Origin of the sequence: Chitinophaga rhizosphaerae (genome assembly GCF_003958645.1) — a bacterium.
In the GTDB taxonomy this organism is placed as follows: domain Bacteria; phylum Bacteroidota; class Bacteroidia; order Chitinophagales; family Chitinophagaceae; genus Chitinophaga; species Chitinophaga rhizosphaerae.
Window position 1 is genome coordinate 511,545 of record NZ_RXLO01000001.1, and the last position, 22,094, is coordinate 533,638.

At 54.7% G+C, this 22,094-nt stretch carries 23 protein-coding genes; 14 read left to right on the forward strand and 9 right to left on the reverse strand.

The features are described 5' to 3' along the window. From EJ361_RS01925 to EJ361_RS01945, 5 genes are all read left to right on the forward strand, one after another. Complete coding sequence (locus EJ361_RS01925) at positions 1–1,995, forward strand: TonB-dependent receptor (protein ID WP_126243655.1); 1,995 nt, start codon at positions 1–3, stop codon at positions 1,993–1,995. 15 nt (positions 1,996–2,010) lie between these two features. Then, positions 2,011–3,147, forward strand: coding sequence for a YncE family protein (locus tag EJ361_RS01930; RefSeq protein WP_126243656.1), 1,137 nt, complete (start codon positions 2,011–2,013; stop codon positions 3,145–3,147). 32 nt (positions 3,148–3,179) lie between these two features. Beyond that, a complete protein-coding gene (locus tag EJ361_RS01935) occupies positions 3,180–4,355 on the forward strand; it encodes a PKD-like domain-containing protein (protein ID WP_164714041.1) in 1,176 nt (391 codons plus the stop codon). Between the two features lie 69 nt (positions 4,356–4,424). After that, the gene (locus EJ361_RS01940) at positions 4,425–5,330 is read left to right on the forward strand and encodes a mechanosensitive ion channel family protein (RefSeq protein ID WP_126243658.1); all 906 of its coding nucleotides are present in this window, start codon (positions 4,425–4,427) and stop codon (positions 5,328–5,330) included. A gap of 43 nt (positions 5,331–5,373) precedes the next feature. Beyond that, positions 5,374–5,922: a hypothetical protein gene (locus EJ361_RS01945; RefSeq protein WP_240646520.1), complete on the forward strand. Its 549-nt coding sequence runs from the start codon at positions 5,374–5,376 to the stop codon at positions 5,920–5,922. A gap of 430 nt (positions 5,923–6,352) precedes the next feature. Here the strand turns inward: EJ361_RS01945 and EJ361_RS01950 are convergent, their stop codons facing one another. Both EJ361_RS01950 and EJ361_RS01955 read right to left on the reverse strand, forming a co-directional pair. Next, entirely contained in the window at positions 6,353–6,553 is a 201-nt protein-coding gene (locus EJ361_RS01950) for a hypothetical protein (protein WP_126243659.1), read from the reverse strand. A 115-nt stretch (positions 6,554–6,668) separates the two neighbouring features. Then, positions 6,669–6,926: a hypothetical protein gene (locus EJ361_RS01955; protein ID WP_126243660.1), complete on the reverse strand. Its 258-nt coding sequence runs from the start codon at positions 6,924–6,926 to the stop codon at positions 6,669–6,671. Between the two features lie 253 nt (positions 6,927–7,179). Between EJ361_RS01955 and EJ361_RS01960 the strand changes: the two genes are divergently transcribed. Continuing rightward, complete coding sequence (locus tag EJ361_RS01960; protein WP_126243661.1) at positions 7,180–9,345, forward strand: S9 family peptidase; 2,166 nt, start codon at positions 7,180–7,182, stop codon at positions 9,343–9,345. A 96-nt stretch (positions 9,346–9,441) separates the two neighbouring features. After that, positions 9,442–9,831 (forward strand): hypothetical protein, encoded by a 390-nt coding sequence (locus EJ361_RS01965; protein ID WP_126243662.1) that lies wholly within the window; start codon positions 9,442–9,444, stop codon positions 9,829–9,831. A 74-nt stretch (positions 9,832–9,905) separates the two neighbouring features. On the opposite strand, the gene EJ361_RS01970 is transcribed toward EJ361_RS01965, so the two are convergent. The 3 genes from EJ361_RS01970 to EJ361_RS01980 are packed head-to-tail and all read right to left on the reverse strand — an operon-like array spanning position 9,906 to position 12,042. After that, entirely contained in the window at positions 9,906–10,541 is a 636-nt protein-coding gene (locus tag EJ361_RS01970; protein WP_164714042.1) for a VIT1/CCC1 transporter family protein, read from the reverse strand. Then, on the reverse strand, positions 10,538–11,773 hold the full coding sequence (gene rocD, locus EJ361_RS01975; protein ID WP_126243664.1) for an ornithine--oxo-acid transaminase: 1,236 nt from the start codon (positions 11,771–11,773) through the stop codon (positions 10,538–10,540). Before rocD ends, EJ361_RS01970 begins: the two co-directional genes overlap by 4 nt. An 8-nt stretch (positions 11,774–11,781) precedes the next feature. After that, positions 11,782–12,042 carry an acyl-CoA-binding protein gene (locus EJ361_RS01980; RefSeq protein ID WP_126243665.1) on the reverse strand — a complete coding sequence of 87 codons (261 nt, stop codon included), beginning with the start codon at positions 12,040–12,042 and terminating at the stop codon, positions 11,782–11,784. A gap of 175 nt (positions 12,043–12,217) precedes the next feature. On the opposite strand from EJ361_RS01980, the gene lepA reads away from it, so the two are divergent. Both lepA and EJ361_RS01990 read left to right on the forward strand, forming a co-directional pair. Then, positions 12,218–14,011 (forward strand): translation elongation factor 4, encoded by a 1,794-nt coding sequence (gene lepA, locus EJ361_RS01985; RefSeq protein WP_126243666.1) that lies wholly within the window; start codon positions 12,218–12,220, stop codon positions 14,009–14,011. Then, positions 14,004–14,663 carry a Dph6-related ATP pyrophosphatase gene (locus EJ361_RS01990; RefSeq protein WP_126243667.1) on the forward strand — a complete coding sequence of 220 codons (660 nt, stop codon included), beginning with the start codon at positions 14,004–14,006 and terminating at the stop codon, positions 14,661–14,663. Before lepA ends, EJ361_RS01990 begins: the two co-directional genes overlap by 8 nt. Positions 14,664–14,732: 69 nt before the next feature. Here EJ361_RS01990 and EJ361_RS01995 read toward each other — a convergent pair whose 3' ends face one another. Beyond that, the gene (locus EJ361_RS01995) at positions 14,733–15,320 is read right to left on the reverse strand and encodes a DUF6580 family putative transport protein (protein WP_126243668.1); all 588 of its coding nucleotides are present in this window, start codon (positions 15,318–15,320) and stop codon (positions 14,733–14,735) included. A gap of 35 nt (positions 15,321–15,355) precedes the next feature. Continuing rightward, on the reverse strand, positions 15,356–16,567 hold the full coding sequence (manA, locus tag EJ361_RS02000) for a mannose-6-phosphate isomerase, class I (protein WP_126243669.1): 1,212 nt from the start codon (positions 16,565–16,567) through the stop codon (positions 15,356–15,358). Positions 16,568–16,606: 39 nt separating this feature from the next. On the opposite strand from manA, the gene EJ361_RS02005 reads away from it, so the two are divergent. Together EJ361_RS02005 and EJ361_RS02010 are read left to right on the forward strand one after the other, a co-directional pair. Further along, complete coding sequence (locus tag EJ361_RS02005) at positions 16,607–16,963, forward strand: YraN family protein (protein ID WP_126243670.1); 357 nt, start codon at positions 16,607–16,609, stop codon at positions 16,961–16,963. A gap of 116 nt (positions 16,964–17,079) precedes the next feature. Continuing rightward, positions 17,080–17,367 (forward strand): hypothetical protein, encoded by a 288-nt coding sequence (locus EJ361_RS02010; protein WP_126243671.1) that lies wholly within the window; start codon positions 17,080–17,082, stop codon positions 17,365–17,367. A gap of 147 nt (positions 17,368–17,514) precedes the next feature. Here EJ361_RS02010 and EJ361_RS02015 read toward each other — a convergent pair whose 3' ends face one another. Both EJ361_RS02015 and folP read right to left on the reverse strand, forming a co-directional pair. Then, entirely contained in the window at positions 17,515–18,324 is an 810-nt protein-coding gene (locus tag EJ361_RS02015) for a diadenylate cyclase (RefSeq protein ID WP_126243672.1), read from the reverse strand. A 28-nt stretch (positions 18,325–18,352) separates the two neighbouring features. After that, entirely contained in the window at positions 18,353–19,213 is an 861-nt protein-coding gene (folP, locus tag EJ361_RS02020; RefSeq protein WP_240646521.1) for a dihydropteroate synthase, read from the reverse strand. Between the two features lie 91 nt (positions 19,214–19,304). Here folP and EJ361_RS02025 point away from each other — a divergent pair, with 91 nt between their 5' ends. Genes EJ361_RS02025 through EJ361_RS02035 form a run of 3 tightly spaced genes read left to right on the forward strand, consistent with a single transcriptional unit; the run spans position 19,305 to position 22,002 of the window. Then, complete coding sequence (locus EJ361_RS02025; protein WP_126243673.1) at positions 19,305–19,835, forward strand: DUF1599 domain-containing protein; 531 nt, start codon at positions 19,305–19,307, stop codon at positions 19,833–19,835. Positions 19,836–19,855: 20 nt separating this feature from the next. After that, complete coding sequence (locus EJ361_RS02030) at positions 19,856–20,944, forward strand: BT_3928 family protein (protein ID WP_126243674.1); 1,089 nt, start codon at positions 19,856–19,858, stop codon at positions 20,942–20,944. Positions 20,945–20,949: 5 nt separating this feature from the next. Then, a complete protein-coding gene (locus EJ361_RS02035) occupies positions 20,950–22,002 on the forward strand; it encodes an ABC transporter permease (protein WP_126243675.1) in 1,053 nt (350 codons plus the stop codon). Positions 22,003–22,094: the final 92 nt, after the last annotated feature.

Consider the following 22,094-nt stretch of genomic DNA (forward strand, 5'->3'; position numbering starts at 1 on the left):
ATGAAATCCTACTGGAAAATCCGCTTTACCGGAGCCTGCCTGCTGCTTGCAGGCAGTGCCTCCGCGCAGCAGGGCATTGATTCAGCGAAGGTCCGCGAGCTGAAGGAAGTCCAGATCACCGCGCCGCGGCCCGTTCGCGAGATCTCGCCTGGGCAGACGTTGCAGGGCGCGGCATTGCAGCAACTCGGCGCGCAATCCGTAGCCGATGCCATCCGGTTTTTCTCGGGTTTGCAGATCAAGGATTACGGCGGCGTGGGCGGTTTGAAAACGGTGGACGTCCGCGGGATGGGCACCAACCACACCGCGGTGTTCTACGACGGCATCCAGCTGGGCAATGCGCAGAACGGGCAGATCGACCTGGGCAAGTTTTCCATGGAGAATATGCAGGCCGTATCGCTCTATAACGGTCAAAAAAGCAATACGTTCCAACCCGCGAAAGATTACAGCGCTTCCGCCGCCATATACCTCACGCCGCTCCGCCCGGAATTTAAGGCGGGTGAGCGTTTCCACATGAAAGGAACGGTGAGGTCGGGATCATTCAGCCTCTTCAATCCGTCTTTGCGTTACCATAGGAAATTGTCGGAACGTACCACGCTTTCAATGAGCTCGGAATGGGTGCATGCCGGCGGGCAATACAAGTTCCGCTACCGGAAAGAGAACGGTTTCGATACCACGGCCATGCGCAAGAACGGCGAAGTGGACGCCCTGCGCCTGGAAGCTTCGCTGCACGGCCGCATGCCTTCCGGCGAATGGCATACGCGGCTTTACTATTACGGTTCCGAACGCGGATTGCCAGGGTTCGTGGTGAACGGGGTGTTCGGGCATATCGACCGGCAGTGGGACCGGAACTTTTTCTGGCAGGGGCAATTGCGCAAAGACCTTTCCCGGCGATACAGCGTACTTTTCAATGCCAAATATGCGAAGGATTTCACGCGGTACTTGGCGCCGGATACGCAACTGTTGCGCATCGACAACCGTTATCGCCAACAGGAAGCCTACGTTTCCCTCGCGCAGCAGTTTACCATCAAAAACTGGTGGACGGCCGGCTTGTCGGCCGACTATCAGTTCAACCTCCTGAACGCATCGCTGAAAAACTTCTCGTATCCGCGGCGGCACACGGTGCTGGGGGCGCTCAGCACGTCCGTGACTTTACCGCGGTTCAATGCGCAGGCGGCGATGCTGGCTACGATCATGAACGAAAGCGTGAAAAAGAATGCCGCATCGGCGCCCAAAAGGGAATTCACGCCGTCGGTTGTGATGGCGTGGCAGCCTTTCGGAAAGGAGGATTTCAGGGTGAGGGGGTTTTACAAGCATATCTTCCGCATGCCGACGTTCAACGATCTGTATTATACCGACATCGGCAATTCGCGCCTCGACCCGGAGTACACACGCCAGTACGACGTTGGTTTCACCTGGAACAAGGCGCGTCCCGGAAAAATACTGGAAGCCGTTTTCCTCGAAACCGACGCCTATTATACCGAAGTAACGGGCAAGATCGTGGCGGTGCCCACCGTTAGCCAGTTCCGCTGGACGATGATGAACCTCGGCTTCGTGAAGGTCCATGGCCTCGACCTTCGCGCCGGCGCCACGCTGCTGGCCTGGGAGCGCCTCCGGATGGGGGCGCGGATGACGTACACCTTCCAGCAGGCGCGGGATTTCACCGACCCGGCGGATAGTTTCTACGGCCACCAGATCGTGTACATCCCCCGGCACGCAGGCTCGCTCATCGCCAGCGCGGATTACGGGGATTGGGGACTCAACTACAGCCTCCTCTATACCGGCGAACGCTATAACGGCAAAGCCAACATCCCCCGCAATTACATGCAGCCCTGGTACACCAGCGATCTTTCGCTGCGCAGGGCCTTGCGGACCGAAAAGAAAGACGTGGCCCTCACCGCGCAGGTCAACAATCTTTTCAACCAGTTCTACGACGTAGTGCTCAATTACCCGATGCCCGGCAGGAATTACAAGGTAACCCTGTCTGTGCAACTGTAATCAAACGATACGACCATGCAAAAAATACAACTCAGCATCCTGGCGGCCTTCGTGCTGCTGACCGCCGCCTGCCGGAAGGGCGACCCCATCGTTCCGCCGGTAGTGACACCGGTAGATACGGCGGCGATAAACGGCTACCTCGGCTTTTACCTGCTCAACGAAGGCAATATGGGCAGCAATAAATCGACGCTCGATTATTACGACTACACCACCGGTAAATACAACGAAAATATTTACGCCACCGTAAATCCGAATGTGGTGAAGGAATTGGGGGACGTGGGGAACGATATCCGCATCTATGGCGGAAAGCTGTATGCCGTCATCAATGTTTCCAACAAGGTGGAAGTGATGGACGCCCTCACCAGCAAACGCATCGGCCAGGTCAACATTCCCAACTGCCGCTATCTCGCCTTCGCCAACGGAAAAGCTTACGTGAGCTCGTATGCAGGGCCGGTGGAAATCGACCCCAACGCGCCCATCGGGTTCGTAGCCGAAGTGGACACCGCCTCGCTGCAGATCACCCGGAAAGTGATCGTGGGTTACCAGCCGGAAGAAATGGCCGTCGCAGGCAACAAACTCTACGTCGCCAACAGCGGCGGATACCGCGTTCCGGACTACGACCGCACGGTTTCGGTGATCGACCTGCCCACCTTCAAGGAAATCAAAAAGATCGATGTGGCCATCAACCTGCACCATGTGAAACCCGACCGCCATGGCGACCTCTACGTCACCTCACGTGGGGATTATTACCACGTGCAACCCTCGCTGCACGTCATCGACACCAAAACCGACCGGGTGAAGAAAAGCTTCCAACTCGCCTCCAGCAACCTCTGGATCCATAACGACACCGCTTTCATCTACGGCACCGCGTTCAGTTACGACACGCATTCCTGGAAGATCAGCTACAATATGCTCGATGTGAATTCGGAAACCCTGCTGCCCGGGAGCTTCATCAACGACGGAACGGAAAAAAACATCAAAATGCCCTACGGCGTTGCCGTTCACCCCGTTACCGGCGACATCTTCGTGACCGACGCGCGCGATTATGTGTCGCCCGGAACGCTGTATTGCTTCGATAAAAAAGGGAAGAAAAAATGGTCGGTTACTACGGGCGACATTCCCGCCCACATCGCGTTCCTTCCCGTTCCCTGATCCATCAACTACAACAAAAACAACCAGTTAATATGAAAGGAAATCTACAATGGCCGGTGATGGCGCTCCTGCTGGGAGCCGCCGCCTGTTCCGGCAACAACGACAAAGCAGATACCCAACCGCTGCCCCTCATCGACATGAAAGCCCCTGCCGGCGGCTATTCCGTACATACCGCGCAATGGGTGCGCATTTCCCCGGAAGTGAAAAACGCCGAAGGTGCATCTTACGTCTGGACGCTCGATGAAGACACCGTTTCCCGCGAGCGCGAACTCGTCCACGTATTCGCCGCCGCGGGCGAAAGCACCTTCAGGCTGAACGTCAAAACCGCAGCGGGAGAAGCCAATCAGAACGTGACCGTGACCGTTAACGCACAGGTATACACGAACGGCGTGGCCAAAGTGTTCGACTTCCAGCCGGCGCCGGCCCAGTTCACCAACAAACTGCCCCTTTGGGAAGCCGGCGATTCGGAAGCCAGCATGATCGCCAAGGCGGAATCCGCCATTAAAAGCAATGGCCTCGTTTGCCTCGGCGGCTTTGGCGGGTTCATCGTGATGGGTTTCGACCACACCATCGTGAACGTACCGGGAGCATACAACTTCCAGGTGCTGGGCAATGCTTTCAACAACTGGGCGGAACCCGGCATCATCCAGGTGGCGGCAGACGCGAACGGGAACGGACTGCCAGACGATACCTGGTACGAAATCGCCGGATCGGAGTATAACTCCCCGAAAACCGTGCATAATTATGAAATCACGTACCATCGCCCGGCGGCCGACCATGTAGCCACGCCAAATCCCCAGTATTCATACATTACGGATATGAATTATATCAAATGGACGGACAACAAAGGCGGTTCCGGTTACATGGAGAAGAATTCCTTCCATTCGCAGCACTACTATCCCAACTGGAAAGGCGACAAGATTACCTTCAGCGGCACCATGCTCGACCCAGACCGGATCAAAGACCAATCGGGCGCGGGTTCCTTCTTCGTTTGCCCGGCTTATGATTTCGGGTATGCAGACAACTGGGCCAATATGGACGCCAAATCTGGCATCAAGCTCGACTGGGCGGTAGATGCGGACGGCAAACCCGTGAAGCTGAAAGGTATCGATTTCATTCGGGTGCACACGGGCATGCGGGCGCAGGGCGGCTGGCTCGGGGAAGTGTCTACCGAAGTGAGCGGCGTAAAGGATTTAAATCTGAAATAATATTTAACAAATTGTCCCGGTGCTTCATGCCGGGACAATCCTCCCATTTTTCGTATTTTTGTGGCCATCATGGTAATCGATCAGGCTACATATAACCAGAAGAAGATCCGCCGGCAGGTACTCATTTTTATCGCCAAACTGCTGGTATATGCTGCGGTGGTATGGTTTAACTTCACCCAGCACGACCTTTTCAATAAATACAAAGCGATCGGCAGTATTTCCAACGCCCTGTCACTGTTTCTCGGCGCCAACCTCCTGATTTCCATCGGCTGGCTGGTTATGATCAGCTGGTACATCCGGAAAAACCACCTCAAGCGGCTCACGCGCGACAACTTCGTGCTGGGCATCAACCGCATCAGTTCCGTCCTCAATACCATCATTGCGCTCGTTTCCCTGATGCTCCTTTTCGGGGTGAACCCGATTGACATGTTCGTGAGCGTGAGCATCGCGGCGGCGGCGTTTGCGCTGTTGTCGAAAGATTATGTGACCAACATGATCAACGGGCTCATCATCATGTTTTCCGACCAGCTGTCTTTGGGCGACCAGATCAGGGTGGGGGAGTTTAAGGGGAAGGTGCTCGATATTACGCTGATCAATGTGGTATTGCAGAACGACGACGACGATCTCGTCCTCATCCCCAATTCCGTTATTTTCTCCACGATGGTGCTCAACCAGAGCAAACAAAACATCAAGAAACTGACCATCGAATTCGAACTGGATATTAAATACCAATCGTCGCCCGACGAGCTGGAACAATCGCTGAAAGGCGTGCTGCGGCCGTTTGCCAGCAATATTACCGAAAACAGTTTTTCGTTGAAGATCCTGGAGATCAGGAAAGACCTCGTGCATTACAAAGTGCAATTCCTCATTCCGCGGCCGGATAAGGAAACGGAGCGCAGGATGCGGCGGTTGCTGATCAATACGATCCTGTCTTTTTCGGGAAGGGAGGTGAATACCGTCGAAAACGACGGATGATTTGTAAGCATTCCTTATCTTGGGCCATTAAAATTCGAACTACATGATGGAAGAACTGACCGCAGGCATCGGCTCACGTGTACAGCATGCCCGATTCGGCCCCGGTGTGATCATCGGCGTGAAATATGCCCAGTACGTGGTAACATTTATTAATGAAGGCGTGGTAGAAGTAGACAAAACGGACCCCAAGTTCGAAGTGCTCTATTCTGAGAACCGCTCCGCCGAGATAGAGACCGCTTCCGAACTGGAAACCTCCCTGCTCAAAATCCTCCGCCTCTGGAACGGTTTCAGCGAAGTAGTGCCCCTCGGCGACCGCTGGGCCGGCGGCACCATGACCCTCACGCCCAAAGACGCGAGCCAGAAAGGGAAAGACGTGCCGATCGAGGTGTTCTTTCACAAGATCGTTATGGTCCGCGACCGGCTCCGCGTGCTGGAACAGCAGATCAACGCACACAAACTTCTTAGTGACGAAGACAAGGTCAACCTCCAGCAATATATCACCCGGATTTACGGATCGTTGACGACTTTCAATGTACTTTTCCGGGACAAGGAACATTGGTTCACCGGCGAGAAAGGAGGGAAGGAAGATTAATATTATTCAAATGAATTTGGAAAAAGCCTGTTCTCATGAGAGCAGGCTTTATGCTTTTATATATTTCACGAAGTATGACCGGAATTTAAAACCGGCACCCGCCATCGACACCTATTTTTCCCCATAACCACCGGTCCATGGCCTGAAAACCTATTTGCGTACATGCAACATAAAACCACCACGAACTTCACCCTACCGAAAATCAACCTATTACATATAAAAACTAACGGCAAAGAATACACTCCATTACAACATTTGCGTAAAACATACAGAAATCAAAATCCACCCCCAAAGTCCAGCAAAACGTCAGAAAGTATACCTGAACACCCTGCTCTGGTCAGACGTACCGAGGAAGTGAGCACTTTGCCGAAGGGCAATTTGCCGCCGGGGGGGGCCATGTTGAAATCGCGGACCTTCGCAAAGCGGGTCTTCACGTTGCACCTCCAGACGATCGGTACTGGCCTTTAAACTGGACGGTCCCCACCGAAATACCCCGCAGTTCCCCGATGATGCGGGTACCATTGACCATCCGGAGCGTATCGATCCTTTGGGGAAAAGCCGGGTAATGGAGCAGCTGGAGAAGGGCGGTAACGATATGTTTGAGGGTATGGATGCGGAACGGTTTCCACATTGCAAGCCGGACATCGAAAATGTTCAGGCACAGGGAGTTGTAGGAAAAGAAAAGCCCCGGCCGCGCCGGGGCATTATTTCAGCAGGTAATGTCTTTGTATTCAGTTATCGGAATTTCAGTAGTAAGCGGGCTCTTCACCCCGCAAGGTGCATTCGATCTGGTGTTTTACAGGTGCGCTAAAACCTTCCAGTTCAATGTTGGGCCGCTCGTCCAGGCAAATCCGGATCTTCCCGTTTTCATGCACCATCACTTCGTGGATGGGCTCCAGTAAAGCGAAAAGCATACGGCGCCCGCTTTCCGCGATTTGGTCCATGATGGAATCTTCCAGGTTCACGAACTCACGGTTCTTGTAAGAATAAGATACTGTAACCATTTTCTTAGTTTTTCAATAGGATCACTAATGACCCTAAAAATACGACAAATAATAAATTGTCAAAATTTATTATGAATAATTTCTATAAAAGTCAACCGCGTACAAGGCACTTTACTTTCAGTTAACCTTCATAACTGATCATAAAGCAAGCAGCATGCCGGAATTGCCGTTTAACATAAATGCCCGTGGCAGTTCTCCCGGGAACCCTTATTTTTATGCATTATCATTTACCTCAAACCTGCATATGCATCCCATGCGTTACTTTTTATTGATTTTCGCCCTGGCCGTTTCCCTTGGCTCCATGGCGCAAGACGTTAAATGGAACAAAGCCGGCGACGCTTTCTACCTGGAAAACGACGGCAATATCGTTTCCATCCAGCTACCCGGCCGCCAATCCACCACGCTCGTACCGGCATCGGCCCTGACACCCGCCGGCGCATCCGCTCCCCTTACCGTGAAAAGCTTCCGGTTTTCAGACGATGAAAAACAGCTCCTGATCTACACCAATGCCAAACGCGTCTGGCGCTACGAAACCCGCGGCGACTACTGGCACCTGGACGTGGCCACCCGCAAACTCCGCCAGCTCGGCAAAGGTCTACCCGCATCGTCCCTCATGTTCGCCAAGTTCTCGCCCGACGGCAAGCGCGTGGCCTACGTGAGCCAGCATAACCTGTACGCCGAAGACCTCGCTACCGGCAAGATCGACCAACTCACCAAAGACGGGGACCGACGCCTTATTAACGGTACCTTCGACTGGGTGTACGAAGAAGAATTCGGTTGCCGCGACGGCTTCCGCTGGAGCCCGGACAGCAAAAGCATCGCTTACTGGCAGATAGACGCCCGCCAGATCCACGATTTCCTCATGATCAACAACACCGATTCCATTTATTCTTTCACCATCCCCGTAGAATATCCCAAGGTAGGAGAGAGCCCCTCGCCCTGTAAAGTTGGCGTGGTGAGCCTGTCCACCAAAAAGACGGTTTGGATGAAAGTGCCCGGCGATCCCCGCCAGCACTATATTCCGCGGATGGAATGGGTACCCGGCAAACAGCAGCTCATCATCCAGCAGCTGAACCGCAAACAGAACCAGTCTAAAGTCATGCTCCTGCAACCCGCCACCGGCGTTGCTTCCACCATTCTCACCGAAACGGACGACGCCTGGATCGATGTTAAATCGTATTGGGACGACGGCAATATCATGGGATGGGACTGGCTGGAACAGAACAAGGCCTTCGTATGGGTGAGCGAAAAGGACGGATGGCGCCACCTGTACAGGGTTTCGGCAGACGGATCGAAAGAAACACTCATCACGCAGGGGAATTATGATGTGATCAACATCTCCCGGATCGATGAAACCAACGGCAAAGTGTATTTCCTCGCATCTCCCGAAAACGCGACGCAGCAATACCTCTATTCCGCACCCCTCGCCGGCGGAGCACCCACGCTCGTAACGCCCGCCGGCCAGCCGGGAACGCACGGTTACAACATCGCGCCGTCAGGCCAGTTCGCGCTGCACAGTTTCAATAGCCACCTGCTGACGCCCGACCAGGAAATCGTTTCCCTGCCCGACCATAAAAGCCTCAACGGCAAAGACTTTACCGCCCGCGCCCAAAACGCCTCATCCACCGGGAGCCCGCTCCGCTTCTTCCAGGTGACTACAGCCGACGGCGTTACGATGGACGGCTGGATGAGCCTTCCCGCCAAATTCGATTCTACCAGAAAGTACCCCGTGGTATTCTATGTTTACGGCGAGCCCGCCTCCTGCACCGTGAAAGACAGCTACGGCAACGGCCAGAACCCGGTGTACGACGGCAGCATGCCCGACGACGGTTACATCTATATTTCGCTGGACAACCGCGGCACGCCCGCACCCAAAGGCCGCACCTGGCGCAAGAGCATTTACCGCAAAGTGGGCATCCTCAATGCCCGCGACCAGGCCATGGCCGCTACCGAAATCCTGAAATGGCCGTACGTGGATAAAGACCGTATCGCAGTATGGGGGTGGAGCGGCGGCGGCTCCATGACGCTGAACCTCCTCTGCCAGTATCCCGAGATCTATAAAACCGGGATCGCCGTGGCGGCGGTCGCCAACCAGCTGACCTACGACAATATCTACCAGGAACGCTACATGGGCCTGCCGCAGGAAGACCGCGCAGCGTTCATCGCCGGTTCTCCCATCACTTACGTGAAAAACCTGCGCGGCAAACTGCTGTACATCCACGGAACGGGAGACGACAACGTTCATTACCAGAACGCCGAAATGCTCATCAACGAACTCATCAAATACAAGAAAACCTTCCGCCTCATGAGCTATCCCAACCGCTCGCACGGCATTTATGAAGGAGAAGGGACCTCGGAGCACCTTTCCGCAACGTATACCGAATTTTTGCGGGAGAATTGTCCTCCCGGGGCACGCTAACCGCCATCTGACGAAAATCACCTTCCGCCAAACGGGAGGTGATTTTTCTTTTTCGGAGATAACCGTTTACTTTGCGGGCTAATTACAAACCGGAACATGAAAAGAAACGCCATCATAGGACTTATCGCTGTCATCGTCGTTATCGTCTGCGCTTTTTTACCCTGGATCACCGTCCCGGCCGATGAAGGCCTGCGCACTTATACCGGGCTGAGCAGCGAAGGCTCCAGCTTTGGGGAACCGGGCAAACTGAGCATCTTCGTGGCGGTGCTGACGGGCGTGTTCTTCCTCATCCCGAAAGATTGGGCGGCGCGTGCAAACCTCTTCCCCAGCGCGTTCCTCGCGGCATGGGCGTTCCGTAACATGCTGCTGTATTCCCGCTGCGAAATGGGCATTTGCCCCGATCAGCGGTATGGACTGTGGCTGTCGCTGCTGGCGGCGCTGACCAGTTTTGTATGCGTGCTGATGCACCGCAAGAAATTCGTGTAATAACCGAAAGGGACCATAAAAGCAACAGCCGGCGCGGGAATCCTGCGCCGGCTGTTGCTTTTATAACCGATTGATTAAATGACGGAACTGATGATGTAAGATGTCAGCACCACAACACCCCCTGTTACCAGGTACCGGACCGTGAGCGCGAACAGCTTCTGACCGGTGATGCGGGATTTCGTCCAGCCGAAAACCAGCAAACCTATCATACTGAATATCAAACTAGTACGCCCTGCAGCCGAAAAATCCTCCTGCATCAGGAACGGCACAAAGGCCACGCATCCACCCAGCAGGAAAAACGCCCCGGTCAGCAGCGTGCTGCGAACGGCATGTGCCAGCCCGAACTCGCGCAGCGGAACCTGCTCGGTCTTGAGCGTGGCTTCCCACTGCGCCTGGTCTTTCTCCATTTCCCCCGCGATGTGCGCGATGGTTGGCTGGGAGATATCCAGGTTGCGGAGCTTGATTTCTTCCTCCGGCGTCATGATCCCTTCTTCCGCTTCCCCGCGATTGGCGCGGAACACCGCGATCATCATGAGGAGGGTGGCTACGCCGAGGATAATGAGATGCAGGGAATAGAACGCCTGCACCGTGAGGTTCTTGGCGTACAGCACCTGCGTGGTGAAGAGTAGGAGCAGTACCCCGTCGGGGAATCCGATCATGAGATCGGTCCGCCAGCCGGAACTGCGTATGGCTTTTTGCGGCTTCGTCATGCGAGCGTTTCGAGGCTTTTCGAAATAATGCCGACGCATTCGTTGATTTGATCGGCGTTGATGGTAAGCGGCGGTGCGAAACGGATTTTATCGCCATGCGTAGGTTTGGCGAGCAGCCCGTTTTCCTTCAGTGCAAGGCAAAGGTCCCACGCGGCATCGGGGTTTTCGTGGGCGATCTCGATGGCGTTCAGCAAACCTTTTCCCCGGATCACCCGGATGAAAGGAGAGTGGAGGCTGGCGAGGCCCTGGCGGAGCAGTTCCCCCATTTGCGCGGCGTTATCCGCCATCCGCTCGTTGCGGAGCACTTCCAGCGCGGCGATGGCGACTTTGCAGGCCAGCGGGTTGCCGCCGTAAGTGGAGCCATGCTCGCCGGGCTTGATGGTAAGCATAACGGCATCGTCTGCCAGCACCGCCGAAACAGGCAACATCCCTCCGGAAAGGGCTTTGCCGAGGATCAGCACATCGGGGCGCACGTTCTCATGGTCGCACGCGAGCATTTTGCCCGTACGCGCCAGCCCGGTCTGGATTTCATCGGCGAGGAACAGGACGTTGGCATCGGTGCAATATTGGCGGACGGAAGACAAATATCCTTCATCCGGCACTTTCACGCCGGCTTCTCCCTGGATGGGCTCCACGAGGAATCCGGCCACGTTAGGGTCTTGCAGGGCGCGGGCCAGTGCGGGGAGATCGTTGAATGGAATCACTTCGTAACCAGGCATGTACGGGCCAAAGTCGCGCTTGGCGACGGGGTCCGTGCTGAATGAAACGACGTTCAGGGTGCGGCCGTGGAAGTTTTCGGAGCAAACGATGATCTTCGCCTTGTTTTCCGGGATCCCTTTCACGACATACCCCCAGCGGCGGCAGAGCTTCAGGGCGGTTTCCACGGCTTCCACGCCGGTGTTGACGGGCAACACGCGGTCGTACCCGAAATACCGGGTCACATAACCGGCATATTCGCCCAATAGGTCGGAATAGAAAGCGCGGGAGGTGAGCGTCAGCCGGGAAGCCTGTTCCACGAGGGCGGCCACGATTTTGGGATGGCAATGGCCCTGGTTGACGGCGGAGTACCCGGATAAAAAATCGTAATATCTTTTCCCGTCCACATCCCAGACATGCACGCCTTCGCCGCGGGTGAGGACCACCGGGAGCGGGTGATAGTTATGTGCGCCATACCGGTCTTCCAGGTCCAGGAAATGCTGTGTCTTCTCACTGATCGTATAATTGGGTACCATACGCAAAATTACTTATTCTTCAGCTGATTCACCAGATCAATATAATCCTGCATGGCGGCATCTTTCGATTTGCCTTTCAGGTTGTTCCACGCATCATATTTGGCTTTTCCCACGAAATCGAACATATTGGCGGGGGGCTCCACGTTGATATCGCCCTCGGTGGCTTGCTTGTACAGCGAATACAGCTGCAGCAGCACGTCGTTATCGGGCTTGGCATCGAGCGTTTTACTGGCCGCCACGGCGGCTTCGAAAGATTGTTGCAATGACATGGTGAATATTTTAGCTTTAAAAGTAAAGAAATACGGGCAAAAGGCGGTTTGCCCCTTTAAAGAAGATTAAAATTTAATACCTTTGCGCAAATAATTAATTACGGATTGTCGACCGCGGGAAACGAGTAAGTTACGCGAAGCGTGCGGTAGGATGGTTCGTAATTTTGTCTTTTATATGAAGAATATCCGGAATTTCTGCATCATCGCACACATCGACCATGGCAAGAGTACCCTGGCCGACCGTTTACTGGAATTTACAAAGACCATTTCCGACCGGGACATGCAAGCCCAGGTGTTGGACGATATGGACCTGGAGCGGGAGAAGGGCATTACCATCAAGAGCCACGCCATCCAGATGACCTATAACGCCAAAAACGGCGAAAAATACGTTTTCAACCTGATCGATACGCCCGGCCACGTGGATTTTTCCTACGAAGTGTCCCGCGCGCTGGCCGCCTGCGAAGGCGCCCTGCTGCTGGTAGACGCCGCCCAGGGCATCCAGGCGCAAACGATCTCCAACCTGTATTTGGCGATGGAAAACGATCTCGAGATCATTCCCGTCATCAATAAAATCGACATGGCCGGCGCCATGATCGAAGAAGTGAAAGACCAGATCATCGACCTGATCGGTGTGAAAGACGAAGACATCCTGCTGGCTTCCGGTAAATCGGGCATCGGCATCGAGGAAATCCTCGAAGCCATCGTGACCCGAATCCCGGCGCCGACCGGCAATATCGAAGAACCGCTCCAGGCGCTCATCTTCGACTCCGTTTTCAACTCCTTCCGCGGTATCATCGCTTACTTCCGTATCTACAACGGTTCCCTCAAAAAAGGCGATATCATCCGTTTCGTGAACACCGGGGAAGAATACGAAGCCGCCGAAGTGGGCATCCTCAAACTGGGCCTCGAGCCGAAGAACGAAGTGTTCGCCGGAGACGTGGGATATATTATTACCGGTATCAAAAACGCGAAAGAAGTAAAGGTAGGTGATACCATTACCCTCGCCAACCGCCCCTGCGCCGAAGCCATCAAAGGTTTCGAAGAGGTGAAACCCATGGTGTTCGCGGGTATTTTCCCCGTGGTTACCGAAGATTTCGAAGAGCTGCGCGATTGTATGGACAAGCTCCAGCTGAACGACGCATCGCTCACCTATGAGCTGGAAACCTCCCAGGCACTGGGCTTCGGCTTCCGTTGCGGCTTCCTCGGGATGCTGCATATGGAAATCATCCAGGAAAGGCTGGAACGCGAGTTCAACCAGACCGTGATCACCACCGTTCCCAACGTAGGTTTCGTCGCTTACGACAATAAAGGCGTGAAAGTGATCGTGAACAACCCTTCCGAAATGCTGGAGCCCACGAAAATGGACCGCATCGAAGAACCCTGGATCCGCGCTCAGATCATCACCAAACCCGATTACATCGGCAATATCATGACGCTTTGCCTCGGCAAACGCGGCATCCTGCTCAACCAGAGCTATCTCACCACCACCCGCGTGGAACTGATGTTCGAACTGCCGCTCACCGAGATCGTGTTCGACTTCTACGACAAACTGAAATCCCAGACCCGCGGATACGCATCGTTCGACTATACCCCGATCGGCTTCCGCGAAAGCGATATCGTGAAAATGGACATCCTCCTCAACGCCGAGAAAGTGGATGCCCTCAGCGCCCTGATCCACCGCAGCCGTGCGCAGGACTTCGGCCGCAAGCTCTGCGAAAAACTGAAAGAGCTCCTCCCGCGCCAGCAATTCCTCATCGCCATCCAGGCCGCCATCGGCGCCAAGATCGTAGCGAGGGAGAATATCAGCGCCATGCGGAAAGACGTGACCGCCAAATGTTATGGCGGCGACATCTCCCGTAAACGTAAACTGCTGGAAAAACAGAAAGAGGGTAAGAAACGGATGCGCCAGATCGGTAACGTGGAAGTACCGCAGGAAGCGTTCCTGGCCGTGCTCAAACTGGATGACTAATCCCCCTGAAAATATCATTTGTTCATGGAGCGGCGGGAAAGACAGCTGTTTTGCGCTGATGACCGCCGTGAAATCGGGCCATAAACCCGTAGCACTCCTGAACGTACTGAACGAGAACGGGCAGATTTCCCGCTCCCACGGCCTGCCGCCGCAGATTTTGCAACAGCAGGCCGCGGCGCTGGGGCTGCCCGTTTTGCTGCAGCCCAGTACCTGGCAAGACTACGAATCGCATTTCGTGGCATCGCTACGCCAGCTTAAATCCGCCCACAATGCCACCGCCGCCGTGTTCGGCGACATCGACCTGCAGCCGCACCGCGACTGGGAAGAGAAAGTTTGCGCCGCCGCCGGCCTTAAAACCCTGCTGCCGCTTTGGCAAGAGGAACGCAAAATGCTCGTATACCGGATGCTGGAACAGGGGCTCAAATGCCGCATCGTGTCGTGCAACGATACGCTGGGCGCGGAATTCCTGGGCCGCGAAATGGACGATGTCCTCATCGCCGACCTGGAAGCTGCCGGGGTAGACGTTTGCGGCGAGAACGGCGAGTTTCATACGCTGGTGACGGATTGCCCGCTGTTTTCGGTGCCCGTGCAACTGCCACCATCCGAGAAAGTACAGCATGAAAAATATCACTTCCTCCAGTGGAAACCGTAGCCCGAAACAGGGCATAAAAAAGCGGTCCCGGTATAACCAGGACCGCTTTTTTTATGGAATGCGTTCTTATTATGCGATCGTTGTTTCTCCTTTGCGTACGAATACGGGTTTCAGTACTTCGTAAGCACCAAACAGCAAGGCGCTGTAGAATACGTTGCCGAGGATGGTGTTGAGGGCGAAGCTCCCGAACAGGTCTTGCTTGTAGAAAGGAATGGCAGACCAGTAGCAGGTCAGCAATCCGCTGAATGTATGCGGGTATATGTCACGGAAAAGGAACGTACCGAGATTGGACATGAGGAAAAAGATCACGCCGGATGCAACGGCGCCGAGGAATACCCGGCCTGCGGTCACTTTACGAATGCGGGTGCCCAGGAAGGTGACCATCATAAAACCGGCATACACGAACAGCATTTCGCCGCCATACACACCCTGAATGTTTGTGAAGAACTGGAAGAACAGGTCGCTCAGCAACAACGAAACGAGCGGCACGGCGTACGCATACTTCTTGTCTTTAATGATCACACCGGCGAAAAGCGCGCCTGCGCCCATGGCGGTGAAATTGTAGATCTCGAAATAGTTCGTCACCAGCCGGCCCAAAACGCTGATGAAGATCAGCACGGCCACCAGGATGATATTGGATAAAGTTTCTTTCTTCATATAAGCGTTCGTTTGCTTGCCACAAATATAACCAATTATGGAATTGCCGCCTTGAAAATCACGAGATCGGTGCCGCAAACAACCTTGTAAGCGGTCCCGAACGGCGCGAAGAGCGTTTTGCCTTTGGACAGTTCCAGGCTGTTGTTGCCCGGTCCTTCCGCGCTGCCCGTGCCTTCCAGCACGATCCAGGTTTCGGGGGCAACAGACGTATGCGTGTACGTTTCCCCGGCCTTCAGCGCGATGCGGCTCAGCACGAAATCCGGGGCGGGGGTATTGTAGATGCGCTCCTGTCCGCCATGAATGGCTTCTCCTTTCAGGATATTCGGGTGTACGGCTTCGAAGCGGGTGTGTTTCAGGAGCTCGGGCACGTCGATATATTTAGGTGTGAGGCCGCCGCGGAGCACGTTGTCGGAATTGGCCATCAGCTCGGCGTTCTGGCCTTCGAGGTAGGCGTGGGGGATACCGGCGTCCTGGAACACGGCGTCTCCCGGTGCCGCGTATACGATATTGAAGAAATAGATGGAGAAGATACCGCGGTCGAGGCGCTCCATTCCCTGCGGGTCGTTATCGATGGCGCGGCCCGTCCAGAATGCGGGGTCTTCCTTTTTGAGCGACCCGGCGCGATAAGCGGGGAGCACTTTTTCCGCGAGGGGGCGCAGCATGGCGTTCACCTCTTCCTGCGGCATTTCCATCACTGTTTTATAGAGACCGAAATATCCGTCCTTTTCGAAAACGGGGCCCAGCGCCGAGAATACGGGTACTTCCGCGAGTACTTTGCGGAGCTTGTCTTCCGGCAGGAAGCCGTGAAGGAGCCAGAATTCGCTGAGCGCCACCATGATCTCGGGCTTATGGTTGGCGTCTTTATAATTGCGGTTGGGTGCATTAAGGGCGATGCCGGCTTCATTTTCCCGCGCGAAGCCTTTTTCCGCTTCCGATTTGGTGGGATGCACCTGGATGGAGAGCATATCTTTCACGTCGAGGATCTTGAAGAGATAGGGCAGTTCGCCGAACCTGCCAGCGGCGGCGGGGCCGAGGGCGCCAGCGGGATCTTCGGCGATCCAGGCGTTGAGGGGTTGCGGTTGATCGCATTGGAGCAGGGAAGGGGCGCTTTGGTGCGCACCCATCCAGTATTCCGCGCTGGGCTGGCCGGTAACCGGCTGGCCAAGGAGTTCGGGAATATACCGGAAGCCGCCCCAGGCGTAATGTTGCACTTTTCCTGTCAGGTAGAATAAATTCGGGTCTCGCATACTTTTCCTTTATTAAACCGTAAAAATAGACAAAAACGCATGGCTTGCGATGCATCACTGGGAAATTTGGGAGAACGGCTGGCCGCGGAGCACCTGGCGGCCGGCGGATACCGTATCCTTTACCGCAACTGGAAAGCGGGGCGGAAGGAGGTAGACATCATTGCGGAGAAAAGCGGGACGGTGGTTTTCGTGGAAGTGAAAACCCGCAGCTCGCGTTTTTTCGGGATGCCGGAAGAAGCGGTGGGTTGGAAGAAAGAGGAGCACTTGCGCAAGGTGGCCGAACATTGGCTGGAACTAAACGGCGGGGATGTCAAACACATCCGGTTCGACATCCTTTCCATCTTCGCCGTTCCGGGAGAAAAGCCTGAAATCCTGCACCTGCAGGACGTTTTCTGACCCGTTAACTCGGAGTTAACAAAATTGAAATATGAAAGAAATTAAATAGTTGTATATTTGGGCATCCAATCTAACCAGCTCCTGTAAAAGAACCTGATCAGCCTAAACGGTTCTGTATGAATTACTGGAGTTTTTTATTTTTCATCCATACGCACCTGACCGAACCGGTGCTGTTGCCTGTGAACAACAACAGCGTCCGAATACAGGTCCTTTCGCTGGAAACACATGCGGGAATGATTCCCTTAACGATCTATAACGGGCAAAACCTGCCTGTGCGGATCCTGCCGTTGGAAGGAGGGCACCGAAAGGGTGTGTACACCATCCGGCTGTCGACGTTGCCCGAAGGCGATTATTCGCTGGAGGTCAGCGGTTACAAAGCAAAATTCCGGCGCTGCCGGCCATGATATTCTCATTACTATCATCATCCCCCCAAACATAGATCCTCCCGGTAAAACGGGAGGACTTTGTATTTTAAGGGGTTCCGTTGTTCACCGGTTCCAATAAAAAATCCTCCCGCACGGGGAGGATTCCGAATTACTTTCTGATAACGATTACAGTCCGTCGACAAGCACTTCGTACAGTTTCACTTTCAGTTCTTCCAACTGCACGTTCTGCACCAGTTGCCCGTCTTGCGCATAGGAAATCGTTCCGCGCTCTTCCGACACGATGATCGCCAGGTTATCGCTATGTTCCGTAATACCTACGGCGCTGCGGTGGCGCATCCCGATCCGCGTGGGCAGGTTCGGGTTTTCAGACATGGGCAGGATCACTTTGGCCGCGAGGATCTTGTTGCCGACGATGATCAGCGCCCCGTCGTGCAACGGACTGTTCTTCTCGAAAATGCTTTCGATCAGTTTGGCACTCACGTTCCCGTCTATCGCTATACTCGATGCCGTATCGAACTTCACGCGGTAGGTCGTGGAAATGACGATCAGGGCGCCGGTCTGGCTGGCGGCCATATGCCCCGCGGCCACGATAATCTCGTTGATGATGTTCTCTTCTTCCTTGTAACTCTTGAACCGGTCTGGCAGGAACAGTTTGGTGAAGAAGGAATCCTTGCTCAGCGGCGTTTTCTTACCCAATACCAGCAAAAACTTCCGGATTTCCGGCTGGAAGATGATGATAATGGCGATCAGGCCGATGTTGATGAAGTTCTCTAAAATATTCGTGAGGATCGGCATCTGCAGCGAGCGCACCAGGAAGTAGGCGGCGTACACCATCAGCAGGCCGATGAAAATATTGAAAGCGAGACTGCCTTTCAGCAGGCGGTACAGCTGGATAACGAGAAAAATCACAATCAGCAGGTCCACAACATTCAGCCAACGAAACTCAAATCCGTAAAATTCGTATACATCCTTCATAGCTGTAAAAATAGAAATATTTGGCCCACTATGCGCTTTCCATGAAAGAAACGATGCGCACCGCTTCCAGGGCGGCTTTTACATCGTGCACCCGCAGGATATGCGCACCCCGCTCCAACGCGGCGGTATGTAAAACGGTGGTGCCGTTGAGGGCTTCGGCAGGGGTGGAGCCCAACAATTTGTAAACCATCGATTTCCGGGATACGCCCACAAGCACGGGCGCGTTTGCCAGGTGCAGCATTTCCATGCCCCGCAGTAACTGGTAATTGTGCGACAGCGTTTTACCGAACCCGAACCCCGGGTCCAGGATCACATCGTGGATGCCGGCGGCCCTGCAGACCTCGGTTTTCTGGATGCAATAGTCCAGCACTTCCTGCACTACGTCCTGGTACTGAGGGTTTTGCTGCATCGTGGCCGGCGTGCCCTGCATGTGCATGGCGATGTAAGGCGCCTGGAGGGCGGCTACGGTCGGGATCATTTCGGGGTCCATGTCGCCGGCGCTGATGTCGTTTACGATCGCCGCCCCGGCCAGGATGCATTTTTCGGCCACGGAGGCGTGGTAGGTATCCACCGAGATCACGGCTTCGGGGAACTTATATAATATGGCGTGGATGGCAGGAACCAGTCGCGCGGCTTCTTCCGAAGCCCCCACTTCCGGCGCGCCGGGCCGGGTGCTCTGGGCGCCGATGTCGAGCAGGGCGGCACCATCGGCCAGGAGGGCTTCGGCGCGCACCACGGCGTCGTGCAGCTCACGGCTGCGGCTGTCCGAATAAAAGGAATCGTCGGTCACGTTGATGATCCCCATCACGAGGGGCTCGGCCAGGCTCAGCAACTTTCCGCGGCAGCGGATAGTGAAATCTTTCCGTAATGATGTATTTTTGAAACGCAAGAGGCAGTGATTATGAAAGTGATGGATGGCCAAAATTACCGAAATCCTTCATTCCACACCGCCTTTCACGGCAATTAAAATCAGCAATTGAATGACATACCAGCAGGTGATCGACAGCAGTAAGGACATTTTCATCAAAAAGACGAAAGATTACGGCACTTCCTGGCGCGTGCTGCGCCCCATTTCCATCGTAGACCAGATCTTCATCAAGGCCCAGCGCATCCGCACCATCCAGGAAACGGGGGTGCAGAAGGTAGCCGATGATATTGCGGGGGAATTCCGTGCCATTATTAATTATGGTGTCATCGCGCTCATTCAGTTGCAGCTGCCTTCGGACGATATTTATACCGACCTTCCCGCCGACCAGGTGTCGAAATTGTATGACGGACAGACCGCCTTCATCCGCACCGTCATGGAAGCCAAGAACCACGACTATGGCGAAGCCTGGCGCTCGATGAGCCAGGAATCGTTCGTAGACCTCATTCTCACCAAGCTCCTCCGCATCAAACAGATACTGCGCAACGATGGCAAGACCCTCATTTCCGAAGGGATCGACGCCAATTACGTAGACATCGTCAACTATGCCGTTTTCGCCCTCATCCTGCTTGAAGAAAAGCATTAACATTCCTATCTTTAACCACTATGAAACCAATCATCACCATTTTTCGCATCATCGTAGGGATGCTGTTCATCTTTTCCGGACTGATCAAAGCCAACGATCCGCTTGGCCTCAGCTACAAGATGGACGAGTTTTTTGAAGTGCTCCACCTGCACTTCATGATCCCCTTTTCCCTGGCCCTGTCCCTGATCATGAACGCTTTCGAGATCATCGCCGGTTTTGCCGTGCTCATCGGCTACCGCATGCGCTTTTTCTCGTTCCTGTTACTTTTGCTCATCATCTTCTTTACTTTCCTCACCGGCTTCGCGCTGTTCAGCGGCCTCATCCGCGAATGCGGCTGCTTCGGCGACTGTATCAAGCTCACGGCCGAACAGTCGTTCTGGAAAGATATCATCCTCCTGGTGATGATCCTCGTGATCTTCATCTTCAACAAGCGCATCCAGCCGCTGTTCCCTCCCAAATCCAACAACACCGTGATGATCTTCGCCGTGCTGTTCCCCATCGCCGTACAATGGTATGCGATGGCGCACCTCCCGATCGTGGATTGCCTGCCATACAAAGTCGGCAATAACATCATGGAAAAGATGAAAGCGCCCCCCGGTTCCACGCCCGACGTGTATGAAACCGTGATGATCTATGAAAAAGACGGCAAGCAGCAGGAATACACGACGGAAAACTACCCCTGGCAGGATACCACCTGGAAGTTCGTGGACCGTAAAGACAAGCTGATCAAGAAAGGCAACGCCGAACCGCCGATCAAGGACTTCATCCTGAACGATTTCAACGGAAATAATATGAACAGGGCCGTGCTCACCGAACCGCTGCCCGTTTACCTCTTCCTCGTGCTCGACGTGAGCAAGGCCGGTAAAGGCTGGGAAGAAAGAATGAAAAAATACCAGCAGATGGCGACGGAAGGAAAAATCGTGCTGATGGGCGTAACCAGCTCCAGCCAGGAAGCCGTTGAACAGTTCAAGGCCAACCGCGGCATTACTTTCGAGTTCCTGCAGATGGACGGTACCGCCATCAAAACGGCCGGCCGGAGCAATCCCTGCCTGCTGGTGCTCGAAAAAGGCACGATCAAGGCCAAATATCACCATAACGATATCCCGTAAGCAATATGCTGCGATTCCTTTTCCGCAAAACCGGCTATGGCCTGCTCGTGCTCTTCGGGGTCGTGAGCATCGTCTTCTTGCTGTTCAACGTACTCCCGGCCGACCCGGCCCGGATGACGCTCGGGCAGCGGACGGACGTGGCCAGCCTGGAAAACGTGCGGAAGGAATTGCATTTGGACAAACCGGTGGGCGTACAGTTCCTGTATTATTTACATGACCTGTCGCCCATCGGCGTTTTATCTGCCGCCGAATTGCAGGAAATGCCCGCCCTACGGCTATTTTCAGTGGGCGACGGCGCTTTCGTCATCAAAACGCCTAATCTCCGCCGCAGTTACCAAAGCAAGAAGCCTGTTTGGGAGATCCTCACGGAAGCGCTTCCGGGAACGCTGGTGCTGGCGCTGGCCGCGATGCTCTTCGCTACCGTGGTGGGCATCGGGCTGGGGGTGCTGTCTGCCGTGAAGCAAAACACCTGGATGGATACGGGCGCCGTGTTCGCCAGCGTAACGGGGATTTCGGCGCCGTCGTTTTTCGCAGGGATCGTGCTGGCTTACCTTTTCGGTTTTGTATTGGCCGGCTGGACGGGGCTCCATATGACGGGGAGCCTTTACGACATCGATCCTTTCCGGGGCAGGGTGCTGAACCTCCGGAACCTGGTGCTGCCCGCGCTGACGCTGGGTATCCGGCCGCTGGCCATCATCGTGCAGCTCACCCGCGGCGCCATGCTGGATGTGCTGAACCAGGATTACATCCGGACCGCCTATGCCAAAGGGCTCCGCCGACGGACGGTCCTTTTCCGCCACGCCCTCCGCAACGCCCTCAACCCCGTGATCACCGCCATCACCGGCTGGTTCGCCGAACTCCTGGCCGGGGCGTTTTTCGTGGAATATATCTTCGGATGGAAAGGAATAGGCAAAGTGACGGTAGACGCGCTGGAGAAATTCGATTTCCCCGTGGTGATGGGTGCCGTCCTGTTCACCGCCGGCATTTTCGTGATCATCAACCTGCTGGCCGACCTGCTATACAGCGCCATCGATCCCCGCATTCGTTTAACCACCTGATAATCAGCATCGGAAAAATTTTTTCCTCTTATTTTGTAACAAACGTATTTGGCAGTCGTCTTCTTTTTGTAACAACGAAGGAACCGCCTCCT

Coding starts and splice junctions, on each gene's coding strand:
- EJ361_RS01925 (WP_126243655.1), top strand. CDS start 1: ATGAAATCCTACTGGAAAATCCGCTTTACCGGAGCCTGCCTGCTGCTT.
- EJ361_RS01930 (WP_126243656.1), top strand. CDS start 2,011: ATGCAAAAAATACAACTCAGCATCCTGGCGGCCTTCGTGCTGCTGACC.
- EJ361_RS01935 (WP_164714041.1), top strand. CDS start 3,180: ATGAAAGGAAATCTACAATGGCCGGTGATGGCGCTCCTGCTGGGAGCC.
- EJ361_RS01940 (WP_126243658.1), top strand. CDS start 4,425: ATGGTAATCGATCAGGCTACATATAACCAGAAGAAGATCCGCCGGCAG.
- EJ361_RS01945 (WP_240646520.1), top strand. CDS start 5,374: ATGATGGAAGAACTGACCGCAGGCATCGGCTCACGTGTACAGCATGCC.
- EJ361_RS01950 (WP_126243659.1), bottom strand. CDS start 6,553: ATGTGGAAACCGTTCCGCATCCATACCCTCAAACATATCGTTACCGCC.
- EJ361_RS01955 (WP_126243660.1), bottom strand. CDS start 6,926: ATGGTTACAGTATCTTATTCTTACAAGAACCGTGAGTTCGTGAACCTG.
- EJ361_RS01960 (WP_126243661.1), top strand. CDS start 7,180: ATGCGTTACTTTTTATTGATTTTCGCCCTGGCCGTTTCCCTTGGCTCC.
- EJ361_RS01965 (WP_126243662.1), top strand. CDS start 9,442: ATGAAAAGAAACGCCATCATAGGACTTATCGCTGTCATCGTCGTTATC.
- EJ361_RS01970 (WP_164714042.1), bottom strand. CDS start 10,541: ATGACGAAGCCGCAAAAAGCCATACGCAGTTCCGGCTGGCGGACCGAT.
- rocD (WP_126243664.1), bottom strand. CDS start 11,773: ATGGTACCCAATTATACGATCAGTGAGAAGACACAGCATTTCCTGGAC.
- EJ361_RS01980 (WP_126243665.1), bottom strand. CDS start 12,042: ATGTCATTGCAACAATCTTTCGAAGCCGCCGTGGCGGCCAGTAAAACG.
- lepA (WP_126243666.1), top strand. CDS start 12,218: ATGAAGAATATCCGGAATTTCTGCATCATCGCACACATCGACCATGGC.
- EJ361_RS01990 (WP_126243667.1), top strand. CDS start 14,004: ATGACTAATCCCCCTGAAAATATCATTTGTTCATGGAGCGGCGGGAAA.
- EJ361_RS01995 (WP_126243668.1), bottom strand. CDS start 15,320: ATGAAGAAAGAAACTTTATCCAATATCATCCTGGTGGCCGTGCTGATC.
- manA (WP_126243669.1), bottom strand. CDS start 16,567: ATGCGAGACCCGAATTTATTCTACCTGACAGGAAAAGTGCAACATTAC.
- EJ361_RS02005 (WP_126243670.1), top strand. CDS start 16,607: ATGGCTTGCGATGCATCACTGGGAAATTTGGGAGAACGGCTGGCCGCG.
- EJ361_RS02010 (WP_126243671.1), top strand. CDS start 17,080: ATGAATTACTGGAGTTTTTTATTTTTCATCCATACGCACCTGACCGAA.
- EJ361_RS02015 (WP_126243672.1), bottom strand. CDS start 18,324: ATGAAGGATGTATACGAATTTTACGGATTTGAGTTTCGTTGGCTGAAT.
- EJ361_RS02025 (WP_126243673.1), top strand. CDS start 19,305: ATGACATACCAGCAGGTGATCGACAGCAGTAAGGACATTTTCATCAAA.
- EJ361_RS02030 (WP_126243674.1), top strand. CDS start 19,856: ATGAAACCAATCATCACCATTTTTCGCATCATCGTAGGGATGCTGTTC.
- EJ361_RS02035 (WP_126243675.1), top strand. CDS start 20,950: ATGCTGCGATTCCTTTTCCGCAAAACCGGCTATGGCCTGCTCGTGCTC.